This is a genomic window from Ancylobacter sp., from assembly GCF_965279025.1.
Lineage (GTDB): Bacteria > Pseudomonadota > Alphaproteobacteria > Rhizobiales > Xanthobacteraceae > Ancylobacter.
This window is the reverse complement of the sequence record NZ_OZ257132.1, coordinates 1,159,963-1,178,261: the sequence shown is the minus strand read 5'-3', so window position 1 is coordinate 1,178,261 and position 18,299 is coordinate 1,159,963. Positions and strand designations below refer to the sequence as shown.

Annotated in this window: 15 protein-coding genes; 8 read left to right on the top strand and 7 right to left on the bottom strand. The window is 70.0% G+C overall.

All coding sequences use genetic code 11. The features are described from left to right. The first annotated feature begins 209 nt into the window (after window positions 1-209). The 3 genes from ACQY76_RS05465 (at window position 210) to ACQY76_RS05455 (ending at window position 5,131) form a co-directional block, all read left to right on the top strand. Window positions 210-1,481, top strand: a complete 1,272-nt coding sequence (locus tag ACQY76_RS05465) for an aminotransferase class I/II-fold pyridoxal phosphate-dependent enzyme (protein ID WP_428031883.1) — start codon at window positions 210-212, stop codon at window positions 1,479-1,481. A gap of 296 nt (window positions 1,482-1,777) precedes the next feature. Then, window positions 1,778-4,228: a DNA translocase FtsK gene (locus tag ACQY76_RS05460; protein ID WP_428032944.1), complete on the top strand. Its 2,451-nt coding sequence runs from the start codon at window positions 1,778-1,780 to the stop codon at window positions 4,226-4,228. A 171-nt stretch (window positions 4,229-4,399) separates the two neighbouring features. Next, on the top strand, window positions 4,400-5,131 hold the full coding sequence (locus tag ACQY76_RS05455; RefSeq protein WP_428031882.1) for an outer-membrane lipoprotein carrier protein LolA: 732 nt from the start codon (window positions 4,400-4,402) through the stop codon (window positions 5,129-5,131). A 127-nt stretch (window positions 5,132-5,258) separates the two neighbouring features. On the opposite strand, the gene ACQY76_RS05450 is transcribed toward ACQY76_RS05455, so the two are convergent. The 5 genes from ACQY76_RS05450 to hpt form a co-directional block, all read right to left on the bottom strand. Further along, window positions 5,259-8,081, bottom strand: coding sequence for a TIGR02302 family protein (locus ACQY76_RS05450; protein WP_428031881.1), 2,823 nt, complete (start codon window positions 8,079-8,081; stop codon window positions 5,259-5,261). A gap of 161 nt (window positions 8,082-8,242) precedes the next feature. Further along, complete coding sequence (lysA, locus tag ACQY76_RS05445; RefSeq protein ID WP_428031880.1) at window positions 8,243-9,511, bottom strand: diaminopimelate decarboxylase; 1,269 nt, start codon at window positions 9,509-9,511, stop codon at window positions 8,243-8,245. A gap of 16 nt (window positions 9,512-9,527) precedes the next feature. Further along, window positions 9,528-9,737, bottom strand: a complete 210-nt coding sequence (lptM, locus tag ACQY76_RS05440) for an LPS translocon maturation chaperone LptM (protein ID WP_428031879.1) — start codon at window positions 9,735-9,737, stop codon at window positions 9,528-9,530. Window positions 9,738-9,827: 90 nt separating this feature from the next. Next, window positions 9,828-10,646 carry an exodeoxyribonuclease III gene (locus ACQY76_RS05435; protein WP_428031878.1) on the bottom strand — a complete coding sequence of 273 codons (819 nt, stop codon included), beginning with the start codon at window positions 10,644-10,646 and terminating at the stop codon, window positions 9,828-9,830. Between the two features lie 147 nt (window positions 10,647-10,793). Next, a complete protein-coding gene (gene hpt, locus ACQY76_RS05430; protein ID WP_428031877.1) occupies window positions 10,794-11,381 on the bottom strand; it encodes a hypoxanthine phosphoribosyltransferase in 588 nt (195 codons plus the stop codon). A 202-nt stretch (window positions 11,382-11,583) separates the two neighbouring features. Here hpt and ftsE point away from each other — a divergent pair, with 202 nt between their 5' ends. From ftsE to ACQY76_RS05410, 4 genes are all read left to right on the top strand, one after another. Further along, window positions 11,584-12,243: a cell division ATP-binding protein FtsE gene (gene ftsE, locus ACQY76_RS05425; RefSeq protein ID WP_428031876.1), complete on the top strand. Its 660-nt coding sequence runs from the start codon at window positions 11,584-11,586 to the stop codon at window positions 12,241-12,243. Beyond that, window positions 12,236-13,288 carry a cell division protein FtsX gene (locus ACQY76_RS05420; protein WP_428031875.1) on the top strand — a complete coding sequence of 351 codons (1,053 nt, stop codon included), beginning with the start codon at window positions 12,236-12,238 and terminating at the stop codon, window positions 13,286-13,288. The genes ftsE and ACQY76_RS05420 overlap by 8 nt, the downstream gene beginning before the upstream one ends. An 11-nt stretch (window positions 13,289-13,299) precedes the next feature. Continuing rightward, on the top strand, window positions 13,300-13,992 hold the full coding sequence (locus ACQY76_RS05415) for a YdcF family protein (protein ID WP_428031874.1): 693 nt from the start codon (window positions 13,300-13,302) through the stop codon (window positions 13,990-13,992). 88 nt (window positions 13,993-14,080) lie between these two features. After that, window positions 14,081-14,404 (top strand): hypothetical protein, encoded by a 324-nt coding sequence (locus ACQY76_RS05410; RefSeq protein WP_428031873.1) that lies wholly within the window; start codon window positions 14,081-14,083, stop codon window positions 14,402-14,404. A 47-nt stretch (window positions 14,405-14,451) separates the two neighbouring features. Here the strand turns inward: ACQY76_RS05410 and ACQY76_RS05405 are convergent, their stop codons facing one another. Continuing rightward, window positions 14,452-15,009, bottom strand: a complete 558-nt coding sequence (locus tag ACQY76_RS05405; RefSeq protein ID WP_428031872.1) for a gamma-glutamylcyclotransferase — start codon at window positions 15,007-15,009, stop codon at window positions 14,452-14,454. A 222-nt stretch (window positions 15,010-15,231) separates the two neighbouring features. Here ACQY76_RS05405 and ACQY76_RS05400 point away from each other — a divergent pair, with 222 nt between their 5' ends. Beyond that, window positions 15,232-16,320, top strand: coding sequence for a DUF2125 domain-containing protein (locus tag ACQY76_RS05400; protein ID WP_428031871.1), 1,089 nt, complete (start codon window positions 15,232-15,234; stop codon window positions 16,318-16,320). 78 nt (window positions 16,321-16,398) lie between these two features. Here ACQY76_RS05400 and edd read toward each other — a convergent pair whose 3' ends face one another. Next, the gene (edd, locus tag ACQY76_RS05395; RefSeq protein ID WP_428031870.1) at window positions 16,399-18,237 is read right to left on the bottom strand and encodes a phosphogluconate dehydratase; all 1,839 of its coding nucleotides are present in this window, start codon (window positions 18,235-18,237) and stop codon (window positions 16,399-16,401) included. Window positions 18,238-18,299: the final 62 nt, after the last annotated feature.

Here is an 18,299-nt window from a genome sequence, read left to right as displayed (position 1 = left end):
GGCGGTTCGCCGCGTGCCGGCCTTCCGGGACCTGCCGCCGCCCGATATCTGCTTCCGCAGCTCCCGCTGCCTGAAGGCCCCGGCTTCCCGCCGGGGCCTTTTCTTCTGGCGACTTCCGCGCCCACGAGCGCGCATGGTTAAGAACGCCTTTACCGCAGCGCGGCTATGCTGGTGCAAGACGCCGCATTCCCGCGGCCGAGGCGAGACGCTTGCCCGTGCCCGACGCCCGCTTTCCCCATGCCCCCGCGCCGCCGGCCGGCGCGACCCCCGATGCGGGGCCGGCCGCGCGTTCGCCCTTCGTGCGGCTGACCGAACTGCTGGCCGACCTCGCACCGGGAAAGCCCGCGCTCAGCCTTGCCGTGGGCGAGCCGCGCCACGCCATGCCGGGCTTCGTCGGCGACGTGCTGGCCGCTCATCTCGACGGCTTCGGCCGCTACCCCGCCGGCAAGGGCCTGCCCGAATTCCGCCGTGCCGCCGGCGACTGGTTCGCCCGCCGCTACGCCCTGCCGCGCGCTCTCGATCCCGAGCGCGAGGTGCTGGTGCTCAACGGTTCGCGCGAGGGGCTGTTCTTCGCGGCGCTGATGGCGCGCCGGCTGCTCTCGCCGCACAAGCGCGCCCGCATCGGTGCGCAGGAGCCGGCGGTGCTGCTGCCCAACCCGTTCTACGCGGCCTATGGCGCGGGAGCGGAGGCGGCCGGCTGCGTGAGCATCGACCTGCCGCTGCCGGTGGATGGCGGCTGGCTGCCGGACCTCGACGCGCTGACCCCGCAAATGCTGGACCGCTCGGTCGCGCTCTATTTCGCCTCGCCTGCCAATCCGCAGGGCACCATCGCGCCGCGCGCCTATCTGGAGCGGCTGGTGGCACTGTGCCGGGCGCATGAGGTGATGGTGTTCGCCGACGAATGCTATTCGGAGATCTGGCTCGGCGCCACGCCGCCCACCGGCATACTGGAAGTGGCGGGCGCCGATTTCGCCGGCGTCGTCGCCTTCAATTCGCTGTCCAAGCGTTCCAGCCTGCCGGGCCTGCGCTGCGGCTTCTGCGCCGGCGATGCGCGCTTCATCGAGGCCTTCGCCGAGTTCCGCAACGTTGCCGCGCCGCAGGTGCCCGAGCCGATCCAGTGGGTCGGCATCGCCGCGCTGGCGGACGAGGCGCATGTGAACGAGAGCCGCGACCTCTACAGAGCCAAGGTCGACATCGCCGACGAGGTGTTTGGCGGGCATTTCGATTACCAGCGGCCCGATGGCGGCTTTTTCCTCTGGCTGAACGTCGCAGGCCTGTGCACCGCGACGCGCAGCGCCGGCGAGGAGGCGGCGCGCAAGCTCTGGCAGCGCGAGGGGCTGCGCACCGTGCCGGGGGGCTATCTCTGCCGCACCGGCGCGGAGGGGCGCAACCCCGGCGCGGACTATCTGCGCATCGCGCTGGTGCAGGATCTGGCAACCACGCAGGAGGCGCTGCCACGCCTTCTGGCCGGTCTGTCCTGAGCGGGGCGGGGCGGTTGGCGCGGCGGGGCAAGGAAACGGGGCGGGAGACCGGGCGGGACATGGGGACGCAGACGACGATGCGGGCGCCGCGGCTTGAGGCCGGCCCCTCTCGTGCCGCTCGGCCAAGGCTCCGGGTGGATTCCGCTGGCAACGGCAAGGCGGCGGCCAGCGGCGCGCGGGCGCACCGGGCGGGCAAGAGCGCGCCGGGCGGCTTCCTGCCCGAGGAGATCAAGGGGGCCATCAGCCGCCGCTCGGCGGAGCTGGTGGGCCTCGCCTTGCTGTGCACCTGCGCCTTGATGCTGCTGGCGCTGGCGACCTGGTCGGCCGACGATCCCAGCCTCAGCCGCTCCAGTGCCGCGGCGCCCTCCAACGTGATGAGCCTGCCCGGGGCGATCTTCGCCGACCTGATGATGCAGCTCTTCGGCGTTGCGGCGCTGGCGGTGGTGCTGCCGATTGGCAGCTGGGGCTGGCTGGTGCTGACCCATCGCCATCCCGGGCGGCTGAAATCGCGCCTCGCGGCGCTCATTGTCGGGGTGGTGTTCGCCGCCGGCTTCGCCGCCTGCCTGCCCCGCTTCGGCGGCTGGCCGCTGCCCAGCGGGCTGGGCGGCGTGCTCGGCGAGAGCGTGCTCGCCGTGCCGGGGATTTTGCGCGCGGGCTGGCTCACCAGCGCCGACTATGCGGTGGCCGGCATCATCTGCCTGGTCGGTGCCGTGCTGACCCTGCCGCTGGCCGTCGGCTTCGGCCTGCGCTCCGGCGACCCGGCGGCAGGCGCCGAGGATCTGCACCGCGCTCCGCCCACCGGCGACTTCGAGGAGGACGAGCCGGGCTGGCTGGCCTTCCTGCTCGGCATGACCACCCACGCGCTGCTGTCGTTAAAGGCGCGCCTCGTGCCCGGCGCGCCGCGGCGGGCGCGGCAGGCCCGCCCGTCCCGCGGGCTGTCCGAACGGCTGCGTGGCGCCATGGGTTTCGACGGCGAGGACGAGGATGCCGGCGAGCGGCGCGCCCGCCCGGACATGGGACGGCACGAGCCGAGCTTCGGCCGGCGCGAGACGTTCGACGAGGAAGAGGACGTTGCCGGCTTCGAGAGCGCCGATGACGACCTGCCCGATATTCTGGAGGAAGAGCCCGTCGCGCCGGCACCCGCGCCCATGGGGCGCGCGGCCAAGCGCCCGCCGCCGCTCCGCTCGATCCGTGGCGGCCGCGCCGCGCTGGAGGAGCAGCGGCGGCGCTATGCCATGCCCGGCCTCGATCTTCTGGCGCCCGCCCCGGCGCGCAGCGCCCCAGCATTGTCGCGCGAGGCGCTCGACCAGAACGCCCGCGATCTCGAAGGCGTGCTGGATGATTTCGGCGTGCGCGGCGCCATCGTCAATGCGCGCCCCGGCCCGGTGGTGACGCTCTACGAGCTGGAGCCAGCGCCCGGCATCAAGTCGAGCCGCGTCATCGGCCTCGCCGACGACATCGCCCGTTCGATGAGCGCGATCTCCGCCCGCGTGGCGGTGATTCCCGGCAAGAACGCCATCGGCATCGAACTGCCCAACCCCAAGCGCGACAAGGTGCTGCTGCGCGAGATCCTCGCCGCCCGCGATTTCGGCGAGGCGGCGCACAAGCTGGCCATCGCGCTCGGCAAGACCATTGGCGGCGAGCCGGTGATCGTCGATCTCGCGCGCATGCCGCATCTGCTGGTCGCCGGCACCACCGGCTCGGGCAAGTCGGTCGCCATCAACACCATGATCCTGTCGCTGCTGTACCGGCTGCGGCCGGAACAGTGCCGGCTGATCATGATCGACCCGAAGATGCTGGAGCTGTCCGCCTATGACGGCATCCCCCATCTGCTCACCCCCGTCGTCACCGATCCGAAGAAGGCGGTGGTGGCGCTGAAATGGGCGGTGCGCGAGATGGAGGAGCGCTATCGCAAGATGTCGAAGGTCGGCGTGCGCAGCATCGACGGCTTCAATGCCCGCATCGCCGAGGCGCAGGTCAAGGGCGAGCAGATCGTGCGCACCGTGCAGACCGGCTTCGATAAGGAGACGGGCGAAGCGATCTATGAGCGCGAGGAGATGGACCTCTCGCCGATCCCCTACATCGTGGTCGTGGTCGACGAGATGGCCGACCTGATGATGGTTGCCGGCAAGGAGATCGAGGGCGCCATCCAGCGGCTCGCGCAGATGGCCCGCGCCGCCGGCATCCACATCATCATGGCGACGCAGCGCCCCAGCGTCGACGTCATCACCGGCACCATCAAGGCGAACTTCCCCACCCGCATCTCCTTCCAGGTCACCTCGAAGATCGACAGCCGCACCATTCTCGGCGAGATGGGCGCCGAGCAGCTGCTCGGCCAGGGCGACATGCTGTACATGGCCGGCGGCGGGCGGATTTCGCGCGTGCACGGGCCCTTCGTCTCCGACCAGGAGGTCGAGCGCATCGTCGAGCATCTGAAGGCGCAGGGCGCGCCGGACTATCTCGACGAGGTGACGATCGATCTCGACAGCGAAAGCGACGACGGCGCCGTCTTCGACAAGAGCGCGATGGGCGGCGAGGAGGGCGGCGACCTCTACAGCCAGGCGGTGGCGGTGGTGATGCGCGACAAGAAGTGCTCCACGTCCTACATCCAGCGCCGGCTGCAGATCGGCTACAACCGCGCGGCCTCGCTGGTCGAGCGCATGGAGCGGGAGGGGCTGGTCGGCCCCGCCAACCATGCCGGCAAGCGCGAGATCCTCGTCGAGGCCGGCGGTTCGGAGGGCTATTGACCCGATGAGCGCTTTGCCCCCGGCGCGCCCTCGCCCGGCGCGGCCTTTCCCCGCCTGCCCTGACGCTGCGTCGGGGCCACAGGATCGCCACAGCGGCGCGCTACCCGCCTCATCGACACCGACACGCGCACCCGGCCGCTCTTGCGCCGCGCGCCCAGCGAGACGTGCCCCATGCGCCACATGATCCGTATCTGCACCGCCGCCCTTCTGCTCCTGCCGGCGGGCCTCGCCCTGGCGCAGGTGCCGCCGCCGCCCTTCGCGCGGGTGCCGCCGAAGAAGCCGGCGGCGATGCTGACCCGCACCGCGCAGGCGGACACGGCGGCGCCGTTCGCCTCGGCCGGCGATCCGAACATCCAGGTCGCGGCGGTGGCGAACCAGCGCGCGGCGGCGGACACGGTTCAGCGCATCAACGATTATTTCAACAGCTTCAAGACGATGATCGGCAATTTCGTGCAGGTCGATCCCGACGGCACGCGGCGGCAGGGGCAGTTCTACATCCTCAAGCCCGGCCGGGTGCTGTTCGAGTACGACCCGCCCAGCCCGATCGAGCTGGTGGCGGATGGCCGCTCGGTGGCGGTGCGCGACAAGCGGCTGAAGACTCAGGACATTTCGCCGCTCTCCGCCACCCCGCTGCGCTTCCTGCTGTCCGAGAACTTCAACCTCGCGCGCAACGCCAACGTCACCGGCGTCTACCAGGACGATATCTTCGCCACGGTGGTGATCGAGGAGAAGCAGGCCATGGTCGGCACCTACCGGCTGATGATCATGTTCGACGCCAAGACCATGCAGTTGAAGCAATGGACGGTGACCGACCCGCAGGGTTACGACACCACCGTCGCGGTCTCCAATCTCGACACCGCCCAGCGGCCCGACCCGATGCTGTTCGTCATCAACCGGAATTGAGGGGACGACGGTACGATTGGGGTCGGAGCGCCGTCATGACCCCGCCTGTCTCGTCATCCGCCTCCTGAAGGACGGACGAGCGTGAGGTCGCGGCTTCGTCGTACGGGGCGGAGCCGATAAGGCCGCGTCAGAAGTCGCGCAGCAGCCTTTCGAGATAATCGAGTTCGAGCCGCGGCCGGTCCGGCTCGCCGAAGCGGCGACGCAGTTCCTCCAGCACCCGGCGGGCGCGCTGCATGTCGATTTCCTCGGGCACCTTCACCGTATTGTCGTCGCCATAGTCGCGGGAACGCATCGGCCGGCCGAGCGGATCGGTACGCTCGGCGCTCTGGCCGGAGGGACCGCCCGGTCCTTCGCCCCCGGGGCCGCCCTGCTGTTGCTGCATCGCCTCGGCCATCTGCTGGGCGCCGCGGCGCAGCGCCTGAAGCGCCTCGCTCTGCGCATCGACCGCGCCGGTGCCGTCGCCCTCGCCGAGCGCCTGCTCGGCCTCGCGCATCGCCTGCTCCGCCTGCCCGAAGCCGCCATCGCCGGGCATGCCCTGCCCCTGGCCGCGTCCCTGGCCCTGGCCTTGCCCCTGCTGTCCCTGTCCCTGTTGGCCTTGCCCCTGCTGTCCTTGGCCGTTCTCGCCCGGCTGCTGGCCGCCTTCGCCTTGCTCGCCCTGTCCCTGCTGGCCGCGCATGGCTTGCTGCATCTTCTCGCGCAGCTGGCGGAGCTGCTCGCGCAGCTGCTCCTGGTTCTGCTTCAGGTCGTTGAACGCCTGGTCCTGCTGGCCCTCGCGCCCTTCCTTGAAGGTGCGGTCGCGCAGCTGCTGCTGGCGGCGGATCATGTCGCCGAGCTGGTCCATGGACTGGGACATCTGGCTCTGGCCCTGCTGCTGGCGCTGCTGCTGGCGGCCGGCCTGCAGGCCGTTCAGCATGTTCTGCAGCTCGCTCAGCATCTGGCGCGCCGCATCGCGGGCGCCATTGCGCGCCATGTCCTCGATGCGGTCGAGCATCTTCTGCAGGTCCTGCGGACGGACCGTGCGGGTGTTGGGGTCCATGGGCTGGTTGGCGTCGGCGCGGTTCTGGTTGCGCTGCGCCTCTTGCGCGAGCGCCTTCATGAACTCGTTCATCGCGTCGCGCAGTTCCTGCGCCAGGCGCTTGATCTCCTCGTCGGGAGCGTTGTTTTCCAGCGCGTTCTGCAGCGCCTGCTGGGCGTCGCGCAGCCGCTTCTCCACATCCGACAGGTCGCCATCCTCGATGCGGACCGCCATCTCCCAGAGATAGTCGACCACGCCGCGCAGATCGTCGTCGCTGCGGGCATTGGCCAGCCGGAAAGAGGCCGTGCGCAGGCCCATATAGTGCGAGGGATCGGGCGTGAAGAGCTCCGGCGCGATGGCCAGCGCGTCGAGACCGGCTTCCACGCGGGCGCGCTGGTTGGCGTCGAGCGCCAGCGTCCGCCGCTCCTCGATCAGCGCCCGCGCCAGCGGGTTGGAGAAGTCGCGCTGCGGCAGGGTCAGGCTGCGCGGCCGGGACTGGCCGACATGGCCGGCCTGGTCGCGCGCCACCAGCGTCATCTCCACGCGCGTGCCCGCCCAGGGGTTCTCGGTGAAATCCTTCGTCGTCTGGCCCGTCGCCGTCTTGGCGCGGCCACCGGCCAGCGGCAGCGGGAAGTTCGGCGCCTCGACCAGCGGGCGCGCCTCGGCCGGCTTTGCGGCGTTCTTCAGCGCGTGCAGCGGTGCGGGCGGCGGCAGCGACTTGAAGCGCGCCTCGGCACCGGCAACGCCGTAATCATCCTCGGCCTTGTAGCTCAGCGCCAGCGCGTTGTTGCCGGACGCCTGCGGTTCCTTGGTCAGCTCGATGGTCGGCGGGTTGTCCGGCTGGGCGCGGAAATGCCAGGACACGAAACGGCCATCGGGTCCCTCGACCCGCGCCGAGCCGTCTGTGGCGATCACGAAGCGCCGCTCATCGCCGGCAGCACCCGGAGCGGTGGAGGGGGCTTTCTGGACCGCAGCCGGGGCGGCCGTCGGGGCGGCAGCCGGCTCGCTCTCCTTCGGCGGGGCGGCGGCGATGCCGCCCTGCGTGACCAGCCGGGCATCGTCGAGACCGATAATGCGGACCACCAGCTCGCTGCCGGCCGGCACCGTCATCGCGGTCGCCTCAAAGGAGGAACCGTCCGCGGCGTCCGGGGACGCGTTTCCGGTACCGCCCTGCGCGATCTCCTGCGAGCGTAGTCCCGGCAGCATCACCGGCGCGCGGCCCGTATAGCCGGGCGGCGTCACCCAGGCATCGATGCGGTAGGGCTTGGCCGGAATCAGCGCCTGCCAGTCAAACGCGGCGGCGACGCGCCGGAGATGGTCGCCCGGCACCATGAAGAAGGTGGCGATCACGCCGAGCAGCACGAGCGCGCGCAGCGCCTGCCCGTCCTTGGCGGCGACGCCCGGCGCGGGAAGCCCGACGCGAAGCTGGCTGATCTGCGCGGACATCCGCCCCAGATGCGCGCGCCAGAGCGCAACGCCGACGGGATCGTCCGGCTTCGAGGCCAGATGGTCTGAAAGTGCCGTGGCCGGCCGGTGCGGCAGCCGGCTCTCGCGATCGAGCCGCGACAGTGCCTCGCCCGATGAAGGTGGCCGGATGCGCAGCGCCGGCACGAGGGCAAGCGCGAACAGCGCGGCGAAGAGGACAAGGCCGACGATCCGGCCCAGCGGCGGCAGCGCCAGCCAGAGGCCGAGCCAGGAAGCGATGAGGAACAGGCCGAGCGCGGCACTGACGGCGACGATCGCCGGCCAGATGCGCTCCCACATGAGCACGCCCCAGGCCCGCTGCAGCGCGGCACCCATGCGCTGTTCGGCGCGGCGGCTTTCGGTGAGGCGGATTTCGGTCTGGCGAGCCTCGGCCCGCGACTTCTCGGCGCGCACGGCCGTGCTTGCCGCCGGGCGGCCCTCGCCTTCCGTTCCATCCGGTGTTGCCGTCACGCAGCCGACCTCCGACGCTTTCAGGTCCACACCAGCCCCAGCGTCACCTTAACATGGCGAAACCGACGCGCCAGCCCTGCCGCAGGAACGGGCACGCCCACTTCATCATCACATTGTGAAAGCGCGCGCCGGGCGAATGTGGCGGGCCTCGCCCGCCGCGCTCAGGCCAGCCAGCCGGGAAGGCGGTCGAGGGCGATAAGCTCGTCCACCTCGACCCGCGGCCGCACGACCGCGAATTCGCCGCCCTTTGCCAGCACTTCCGGGATCAGCGCCCGGGTATTGTAGGTGGAAGCCTGCACCGCGCCATAGGCACCGGCGGTCATGACGGCGATGAGATCGCCGGCCCGCAGACCCGGCAGCCGCCGCCCCAGCGCCAGGAAATCGCCGGATTCGCACACCGGACCGACGACGTCCGCGACCATCTGCCCCTCGCCGGACACCGCTTCGCGCACGGGCAAAATTTCGTGATGGGCGTCGTAGAGCGTCGGGCGGATGAGGTCGTTCATCGCCGCGTCGACGATGACGAAGTGCTTGCCCTCGCCTTCCTTCACATAAAGCACGCGCGCGACCAGGATGCCGGCATTGGCAACCAGCATGCGCCCAACCTCGAAGACCAGCCCCAGGCCGAGATTATGCGTGTGCCGCTTCACCAGCGCCGCATAGGCGGACGGCAGCGGCGGTTCCGCCTCACCCGCGACATAGGGCACGCCGAGCCCGCCGCCGAGATCGAGATGGGTGAGGGGATGGCCGTCCGCCATCAGGTCGCGGGCCAGTTCCACGAGCAGCGCGGTGGCGTTGTCGAACGGGCCAAGATCGGTGATCTGGCTGCCGATATGCATGTCGACACCGGTGATGCGCAGCCCCGGCAGCGCGGCCGCGTAGCGATAGACCTCGCGGGCGCGCGACACCGGAATGCCGAACTTGTTGTCCGACTTGCCGGTGGAAATCTTGTGGTGGGTCTTGGCGTCGACGTCCGGGTTGACGCGGATCGAGATCGGCGCCGCCACGCCATGGCTGACCGCCACCTCGGAAAGCGTCAGCAGCTCCGGCTCGCTCTCGACATTAAAGCACATGATGCCGGCATCGAGCGCCGCCGCCATTTCCTCGCGGGTCTTGCCGACGCCGGAGAACACGATCTTGCGCGGTTCCACCCCCGCCGCCAGCGCCCGCTTCAACTCGCCACCGGAGACGATGTCCGCCCCCGCGCCGAGCTTGGCGAAGGTGCGGATCACCGCCTGGTTGGAATTGGCCTTCACCGCGTAGCACAGCGTCGTGCGCATGTCGGCGAAGGCCTCGGTGAACACCCGGTGGTGCCGCTCAAGCGTCGCCGTGGAATAGGCATAGAAGGGCGTGCCGACCGCGTGGGCGATGTCGACAAGGCTGACATCCTCGGCGTGGAGGATGCCGTCACGATAGGCGAAATGATGCATGGCGCGGTTCAGCCGGTCAGAGCAGGCCGTCGAGGATGAAAGGCTGGTTCGGCTTCACCGGGCCGGTATCCTTCGGCACCTTGCCGTCCGGGCCGGGGTGCGTCTGCGGCGAACCGGGCGGCGGCTCCAGCGGGCCTTTCACGCCGCACCCGCCCAACGCCAGCGCGCCACTGAGCGCGAGCGAAACGGTGAGAACACGGCACAGGCGGGAGAGAGCGCGGGACAAGGAGGCTTCCTCGACTGGGGCAGGAGACGATCACGCGCAACCTATAACGCCGCCTGCGGAAAGGCGAGCCCGCAACACGCGCCTGCGGCCTTACGCGTCGAAGCTGGTGATGATGGGGACGTGGTCGGAGGGGCGCTCCCAGCCGCGCGCCTCGCGCAGCACGGTCATCGCCCGGGCCAGCGGGGCGAGAGCCGGCGTTGCCCACACATGGTCGAGCCTGCGGCCGCGATTGGACGCCGCCCAGTCGGCGGCGCGGTAGCTCCACCACGTGTAGAGCTTCTCCTCCGGCGGAATGAAGGTGCGCATCACATCCACCCACTTGCCGGCTGCCTGCAGCTTCGCCAGCTTGTCCACCTCGATGGGGGTGTGGCTGACCACGTCGAGCAGCTGCTTGTGGCTCCATACATCGGTTTCCAGCGGGGCGATGTTGAGGTCGCCCACCAGCACCGAGCGGGCGGCGGGATCAAGCGGGTGCAGATGTTCCCAGGCGGTGGCTTCGTCGAGGAAGGCCAGCTTGTGGCGGAACTTCTCGTTCACCTCGGGGTCGGGAACGTCGCCGCCGGCCGGAATGTAGAAATTGTGGATGGTCAGCGGCGCGGAGAGCCCCGCCTCGCGGCCGAGCACCACCGAGATGTGGCGCGCGTCGCCCATGTCGCAGAAACCCTGCCGGCTCACCGCCTCGAAGGGCCGCTTCGAGAGGATGGCGACGCCGTGATAGCCCTTCTGGCCGTGGATGGCGGCGTGGGGATAGCCAAGCCTGGCCGCCTCCTTCAGCGGGAAGCGATCATCCGGCGTCTTGGTCTCCTGCAGGCAGATGATGTCGGGCTGGTGCTCCTCGGCGAGCTTGCCGACGAGCCCGATGCGCAGGCGCACCGAGTTGATGTTCCAGGTGGCGATGGAAAGCGGCAAGGCGGGGGAACCTGTTCGGGCGGGAATCGGCCGCGACACTAGAGCATTTTCGCGTGAAGGGGAGTCCCGCTTGCCGCCGTGACGGCCGTCACACCGTCATCCTCCGGCTTGGCGCGGGGAGCCGATCCGGAATGATGGCGGCGGCACCTATTTTTCAGCGTCGGGGATGTAGCCGATGAAGGGAAGCTGGCGGAAGGCGTGCGACACATCCATGCCGTAGCCGACGACGAAATAGTCCGGGCATTTGAAGCCGACGAAATCCGCCTCGATCTGCACCGCCCGCTTGAGCGGCTTTTCCAGCAGCACGCACACCAGCACGCGCCGCGCCCCGCGCGCCGACAGCAGATCCTTGGCGAAGGCCAGCGTGCGGCCGGATTCGAGGATGTCGTCGATCAGCAGCACGTCGCGCCCACGCACCTCCGTCTCGATGTCGCGCAGAACGGCGACCTGGCCGGAGGAGACACGGGCATCGCGGTAGCTCGACAGGGTGATGAACTCGACCTCCGGCGCCAGCCCGGCGGCGTGCATGGCGCGGATGAGGTCGGCGGCGAAGACGAAGCTGCCCTTCAGTACGGCGATGACCACCAGCTTCTCCGGCGCGGCGGCGACGATTTCCGCGACCAGTTCGCGATTGCGGCCGGCGATGGTATCAGCGTCGAACAGCACCTCGATGGCGGCGTTCTGATAGGCAGGACCGGCATCAGCAGAGGTCGAGGGGGCATTTTCTTCGGTCATCGGCTTCCTCTTGCGCGGCGCGTGGCGCACCCTGTCCTGAGCCGGTCAGGATGAACGGGCCGTTGACGCCCGTCCAGCCGAGGTTTCCAACTACCGGGAGCGTCTGACGCGCCGGCGTGTCTTTTGCGACGTGGCGGACACGCTATGTTAGAGGTCGCGCCATCAGAATCAGCGGGCGTCCGCCCCGCCGAAGGATTGAGTCTTGGTTCGCTTCGAGAATGTCGGTCTGCGCTACGGCATGGGCCCGGAGGTCCTGCGGGATGTCACCTTCGGCATTCCCGCGCACTCATTCCAGTTCCTCACCGGACCGTCCGGCGCGGGCAAGACGACGTTGCTGCGCCTGCTGTTCCTTTCCCTGCGGCCGACACGCGGGCTGATTACCATTTTCGGCCGCGACGCCGCCAAGCTGGCGCCCGATGAGACGGCGGCGCTGCGCCAGCGCATCGGCATCGTGTTCCAGGATTTCCGCTTGCTCGATCATCTCAGCACCTATGAGAATGTCGCGCTGCCGCTGCGCGTGCAGGGGCGCGAGGAGGCGAGCTATCGGGCGGAGGTGACCGAGCTGCTGCACTGGGTGGGGCTTGGCGAGCGCATGCATGTGTTGCCGCCGGTTCTCTCGGGCGGCGAGAAGCAGCGCGCGGCCATCGCCCGGGCGCTGATCAGCCGACCGGAAATCCTGCTGGCCGACGAGCCCACGGGCAATGTGGACCCGAGCCTCGCCCGCCGGCTGCTGCGCCTGTTCCTCGAACTGCACAAGACCGGCACCTCGGTGCTGATCGCGACCCATGACATCGGACTGATGGACCAGTTCGACGCGCGCCGTCTCGTCATCAATCAGGGGCGCCTGACCGTCTATGACTGAGCACCGACCCACGGGACGATTGGCGACGATCACCGGCCGGCTGCGCCGGCCGGGCGCGGCCGGGGCGTCGGTGGCGGCCGCGCCGGAACAGGGCGGACGGCCTGTCACCCCTGCCGCCCGCGCCGCGGCGAACGCTGCCGCGTCGCCCCGCTCGGCCGCCCAGCGCCCCATCGTGCCCAGCGCGACGGTGACCGCCCGGGCGCTGATCGCGGTGATCGCGATCATGACCTTCCTTGCCGGCATCACCATCGGCGCGGTCTCGGCGGTGAGCAATGTTGCCACCGAGTGGACGGCGGACATCGCGCGAGAGACCACGATCGAGATCAAGCCGGGAGACGGGCTGGATGTCGAGGCTGCGCTCGCCAAGGCGGTCGAGGTCGCCCAGGGGACGCCCGGCGTGGCGTCGGCGCGTGCCCTCGACCCCGCCGCCACCGCCAAGTTGCTGGAGCCCTGGCTCGGCACCGGGCTCGATCTCGCCAACCTGCCGGTGCCGCGGCTTGTGGCGGTCAGCCTCGAGTCCAACGCGAACGCGCAGACGCTGGAGGCGCTGCGCGCCGGGCTTACCCTGCAGGTGCCCTCCGCCAGTCTCGACGACCACCGCCTCTGGGCCGAGCGCCTTTCCACCACGGCACACACGGCGATGGCGATCGGTCTCGCCGTGCTGGCGCTGGTCGCCGTCGCCACCGTGCTGTGCGTGGCGGTGGCGACCCGCGCGGCGGTGGATGCGGCGCGCTTCGTCGTCGAGGTGCTGCATTTCGTCGGCGCGCGCGACACCTTCATCGTGTCGGAGTTCCAGCGCCATTTTCTCACCGTCGGGTTGAAAGGCGCGGCGATTGGCGGCGGCGCGGCAGTCGCGCTGTTCTTTCTCGGCTCGACGCTGCCCGGCTGGCTGAGCCTCGACCGGCAGATCGACACGCTTGTCGGCGCGCTGACCATCGATGCGCGGGGCTATGGCGGGATCGTCGGTGTCGCGGTGCTGGTGGCGCTGGTGACCACGCTCACCTCGAGCGCCACGGTCTACCGCACGCTGCGCGGCATAAGCTGAGGCCGCGCCCGGTGACGTCCGCCTATCCCTCCGGCCCTCCTGCCGTGCCGCCGCGGTCCTCGGGCCTGCGAATCCTGCTCCGGCTGCTCGGCGTCGTCGCGGGGCTGCTGGCGGCGACGACGCTTGCGCTGCTCATCGGCTTCGCCTTCTTCGTGGCGGGGATCGAGGGTCGCGAGGCGCAGACGGATCGCCGCGCCGACGGCATCGTGGTGCTGACGGGCGGTTCGGAGCGCATCGTCGATGCCACCAACCTGCTGCTCGACGGGCGCGGCAAGCGCCTGCTCATCACCGGCGTGCATCCCGACACCACGCTGGACGAGATCGTGCGCACCGTGCCGGCGACCCGCGAGGCGCTGGAATGCTGCGTCGAGCTCGGCCGCTCGGCGCTCAATACGCAGGGCAACGCGATCGAGACGGCGGAATGGGCGCACGGACATCATTTCCGTTCGCTGCTGGTGGTGACCTCCGCCTGGCATATGCCGCGCGCGCTGGTGGAACTGCGCCGCACCATGCCGGACATCGTGCTGGTGCCCTACCCCGTGGTGCCGCAGCGCGCGCCCGATGCGGACGGCCCGATGCCGCGTGCCAGCCTGCGCCTGCTGGCGATCGAATATGTGAAGTTCCTCGCCGCCTATGCCGGGGTACGTTCCTGGCCGGCGGTGACCTCACAATTGCGCGAGGGCGGGGACGGCCCGCCGCCCTGACGCCACATCAACGGAACCTTCAGCATGTTTGCGGATTCATCCCAGGAACCGAGTTGACGCCGCAACCAGATGTTCTAGATTTGTTCCCATGATGACACGCGACACGAAGTGCTTCGATTCGCTGCAAGACGCCGGTCCGCTCAGCGCCAGCGGTCTGCTGGCACGGCGTTTCCGGCTTTGGCGGGGGACGGATGGACGCCGCCAGGTGTTCTCGGTCTACGCCGCCGAGGAGGCGCCCGACTATCCCGCAGCGGTGGCTATCGCCGTGCGGATGGACGGCACCCGCCGCATTCCGATGTGGACCGGACCGGCCGGCGCCAAGGCGCGCAGTGCCGCCATGGCGACCGGCGCGCAGGAGATTCATCTGCGCATCCTGCCGGAAACCGACAGCGGCGCGCTGGCGCCTCTCTGAACGGCCTGCTGGGAACGCGCGGCCGGCCTCTCCGGCGCGGCGCGCCTCTACAGCCGCTCGACCAGCCAGCCCACTTCCTCGTCGCGGATGCCGAGTTCGGCAAGATGCACGGCGGTGGCGCTGACGTAATCGGCATTCGGCCCGCCCACGCCATGGCCCTGCTGGATCAGATGCAGCCGTTCCTCGGCCGTGATCCGGCCGGCATATTGCGGGTGGCCGCGATCGACCAGAAACACGACGGCCGGCACCGTGCGTGCGCTCCCATCCTTCAGCCACACCCGCCGTACCGCCTCGCGGTAGATGTTGGTCACCTGCTCGCGCTCGCGCAGATAGGCGAGCGTTGCTTCCGCTCCTGACGGCGCGACGCGGAAGGCGATGCCGACACAGGCGCCGCCACGATCGAGACCGAGCACCAGGCCCGGCTTTTCCGGCGTGCCGCGCCAGTGGACGGATTTCACGCAGAAGGAGCGGTGCGCGCCGATGAGCTTGCCGGGCACGCGCTCCTCAAAGTCGAAACCGGGATTCCACATGAGCGAGCCATAGCCGAACACCCAGAGCGGCTCGCCGGGGGCGGGGGGATGGGCGACAAGACCGGCGGCGGGCATAAGGTGACCTGTGGTGGAGACGGAATCGGTGCGCTTGCCGTGCCAAACGTCCTTGCCTGCGGACGCGCGATGGCGCAAGCGGTGCGCGTGATCTGAAGCCGTCGCACATGTTCGAGGTGCGACTATGTTTTTGCCGGGGCGCCCGCCCGCGAACCCCCAGCGCCTTAAGCCTGCCGCATCGGCGGTCGAGCGTGCGCCGGCCGTCCTGCCTGGAGTTGCTGCATGAGCGTTTCCGATGTCCGCCCCGATCCCGTCGCGCCCCGTCGCCGATGGCTGATCGCGCTGCCCTTTGCGGCGATCGTGCTGCTGGGCATCGGCTGGTCGCTGGCGTGGAATTGGGGCGCCGGCCGCGCGGCGGCGGAAATCGACGCGTGGATCGCCCGCGAGGCGACGGAGGGGCGCACGTGGAACTGCGCCAGCCGCGAATTCGGCGGCTATCCCTTCCGCTTCGAGCTGATCTGCGACGCCCCTACCGTGACGTTTTCCGGCCCCACGGACTGGAACGCCCGCATGACCCGCGCCCATGCCGTGGCGCAGGTGTGGAACCCGCGCCATATCATCGCCGAGTTCGAGGGACCCTCGGTCCTGACTGAGGCGGGGACCGGCCGCGAGATCACGGCGAACTGGTCGCTGCTGCAGGTCAGCGGCGTGGGCCGCGAGGGACGTGCCGAGCGCGTCTCCATCGCCGCCAATGACTACACGCTGGCCGAGGGCGGCACGACGGTGTTTTCGGCGCGGCGTCTGGAACTGCATGTGCGCCACCATCCCGGCGAGGCGCTGGGCACGCTCGACATCGCGCTCGGCTTTACCGGTGCCAGCGGCATGGCGCTGAGCACGCCGCAGGCCCGCACCTCCGGCGTTGCGGCGGCGCAGGCGGCGGCGCTCGCGGCCAAGTCGATCAACGGCGAAGTGGAAGCGACGGTGACGCAGGTGCCGCCTTTCCGCTCCATGCCGGCCGCCCAGCGGATGGCGCTGTGGCAGCAGGCGGGCGGGCGCGTGAAGCTCGAACTGGCGCGCATCACCGGAGGCGGCGGGGCGCTCAGCGCGTCCGGCGACCTCGGTCTGGATGCGCAGCGCCGGCCGGACGGGAAGCTGGACCTCGCCGTGGTGAAGGCGCAGCCGCTGTTCGAGGCGATGGCAACGGCCGGCCTCATGCCTGATTTCCTGGCCAATCTCGCCCCCGCCATGATGATGGCCGGCTTGCCGACCACGGTCGACGGGCAGAAGGCGAGCTCCTTTCCCTTCGCGTTCCGCGACGGTCGGGTGATGCTTGGCGTGCTGCCGCTCGGCAAGATCGGCCCGCTCTACTGAGTGGCGCCCGGCCGATGGCCGGGCACTCCCCATGACGGTCAGCCGTCCCGGCGCCGGCGTTGCCGGTTGTGTAGCCGGTTAAACGGCGAAGATGCTGGCCCCCGTGTCGGCCGTGCCGACGGCGGCGCGGAAGGCGGCGAACAGCTCGCGCCCGACGCCGACATGCGACGGGGCGAGATTGGCCGGCGTCGGCGCGCGCTCGGCCCAGACTTCCGGGTCGACCAGCACCTTCAGCGTGCCGTTGACCGCGTCGACACGGATCATGTCGCCATTGCGAATGAGCGCGATGGCGCCGCCATCGGCGGCTTCGGGGGTGACATGGATGGCCGCCGGCACCTTGCCGGAGGCACCGGACAGGCGCCCGTCGGTGACCAGCGCGACCTTGTGACCGCGATCCTGCAGCACGCCGAGCGGCGGCATGAGCTTGTGCAGTTCCGGCATCCCGTTGGCCTTCGGGCCCTGGAAGCGCACCACGGCGATGAAGTCGCCGGTGAGCGAGCCCCTCTTGAAGGCGGCCTGGAGTTCCTCCTGGCTGTGGAACACGCGGGCCGGCGCCTCGATGATGTGCCGCTCGGGCGCGATGGCGGAGGTCTTGATGACCGCCCTGCCCAGTTCGCCGGCGAGCAGCTTGAGCCCGCCCGTCGCCTGGAACGGCGCCCCGGCGCCCCGCAGCACCGCCTCGTCGCCGCTTTCCACCGTTCCTTCGCGCCAGCCGAGCGAGCCGTCGGCGGCAAGCATGGGTTCCTGCGTGTAGGCGTCAAGGCCACCGCCCCAGACCGTTTCCACGTCGCGGTGCAGCTTGCCGTCCGAGATGAGCTCGCGAATGACGAAGCCCATGCCTCCGGCCGCATGGAAGTGGTTCACGTCCGCCTTGCCGTTCGGGTAGACGCGGCACAGCAGGGGGGTGACGTCGGCGAGGTCGGAGAAGTCGTCCCAGGTGAGCTTTATCCCGCCCGCCGCCGCCATGGCGACGATGTGCAGCGTGTGGTTGGTGGACCCGCCGGTGGCGTGCAGGCCGACAATGCCGTTCACGAAGGCCTTCTCGTCGAGCATGCGGCCCACCGGCACGTAGTCATTGCCCAGTGCCGTCATCGACATGGCGCGCTCGGCCGCGGCCGTGGTGAGAGCGTCGCGCAGTGGCGTGTTGGGGTTGACGAAGGAGGCGCCGGGCAGATGCAGGCCCATGATCTCCATCATCATCTGGTTGGTGTTGGCGGTGCCGTAGAAGGTGCAGGTGCCCGGCCCGTGATAGGACTGGCTCTCGGCCTCCATCAGCGCGTCACGGCCAACCTTCCCTTCCGCGAAGAGCTGGCGGATCTTGGCCTTCTCGTCATTGGGCAGGCCGGAGGTCATCGGCCCGGCGGGAATGAACACCGCCGGCAAATGGCCGAAGGACAGCGCGCCGATGACGAGGCCCGGCACGATCTTGTCGCAGATGCCCAGAAACACCGCGGCGTCGAAGGTCTGGTGCGACAGGGCGACGGCGGTCGACAGCGCGATGACGTCGCGCGAAAACAGCGACAATTCCATGCCGGCCTCGCCCTGGGTGACGCCGTCGCACATGGCGGGCACGCCGCCCGCCACCTGCGCCGTGCCGCCGGCGCGTCGGGCGGCGGCGCGGATGAGATCAGGATAGGTCTCATAGGGCTGGTGGGCGGAGAGCATGTCGTTATAGGCGGTAACAATGCCGAGATTGGCGCCGGGGCCTTCGCGCAGCATCGCCTTGTCGGAGGGGCCACAGGCGGCGAAGCCGTGTGCCTGGTTGGCGCAGCCCAGCTTGGCGCGGGTGGGGCCGCGCTCGGCCGCCGCCGCAATCCGTTCCAGATAGCGCGCGCGGGTGTCGCGCGAACGCGTGGCGATGCGCTCCGTGACCTCGCCGATGCGGGCGTTCACGCTGGACGGTATGGCGTTGGCCATGCGGCTCTCCTCAGAAGCATCAGCGGCCGGCAATTGCGGCCGCTCCTTGGTGACCGGCGGCC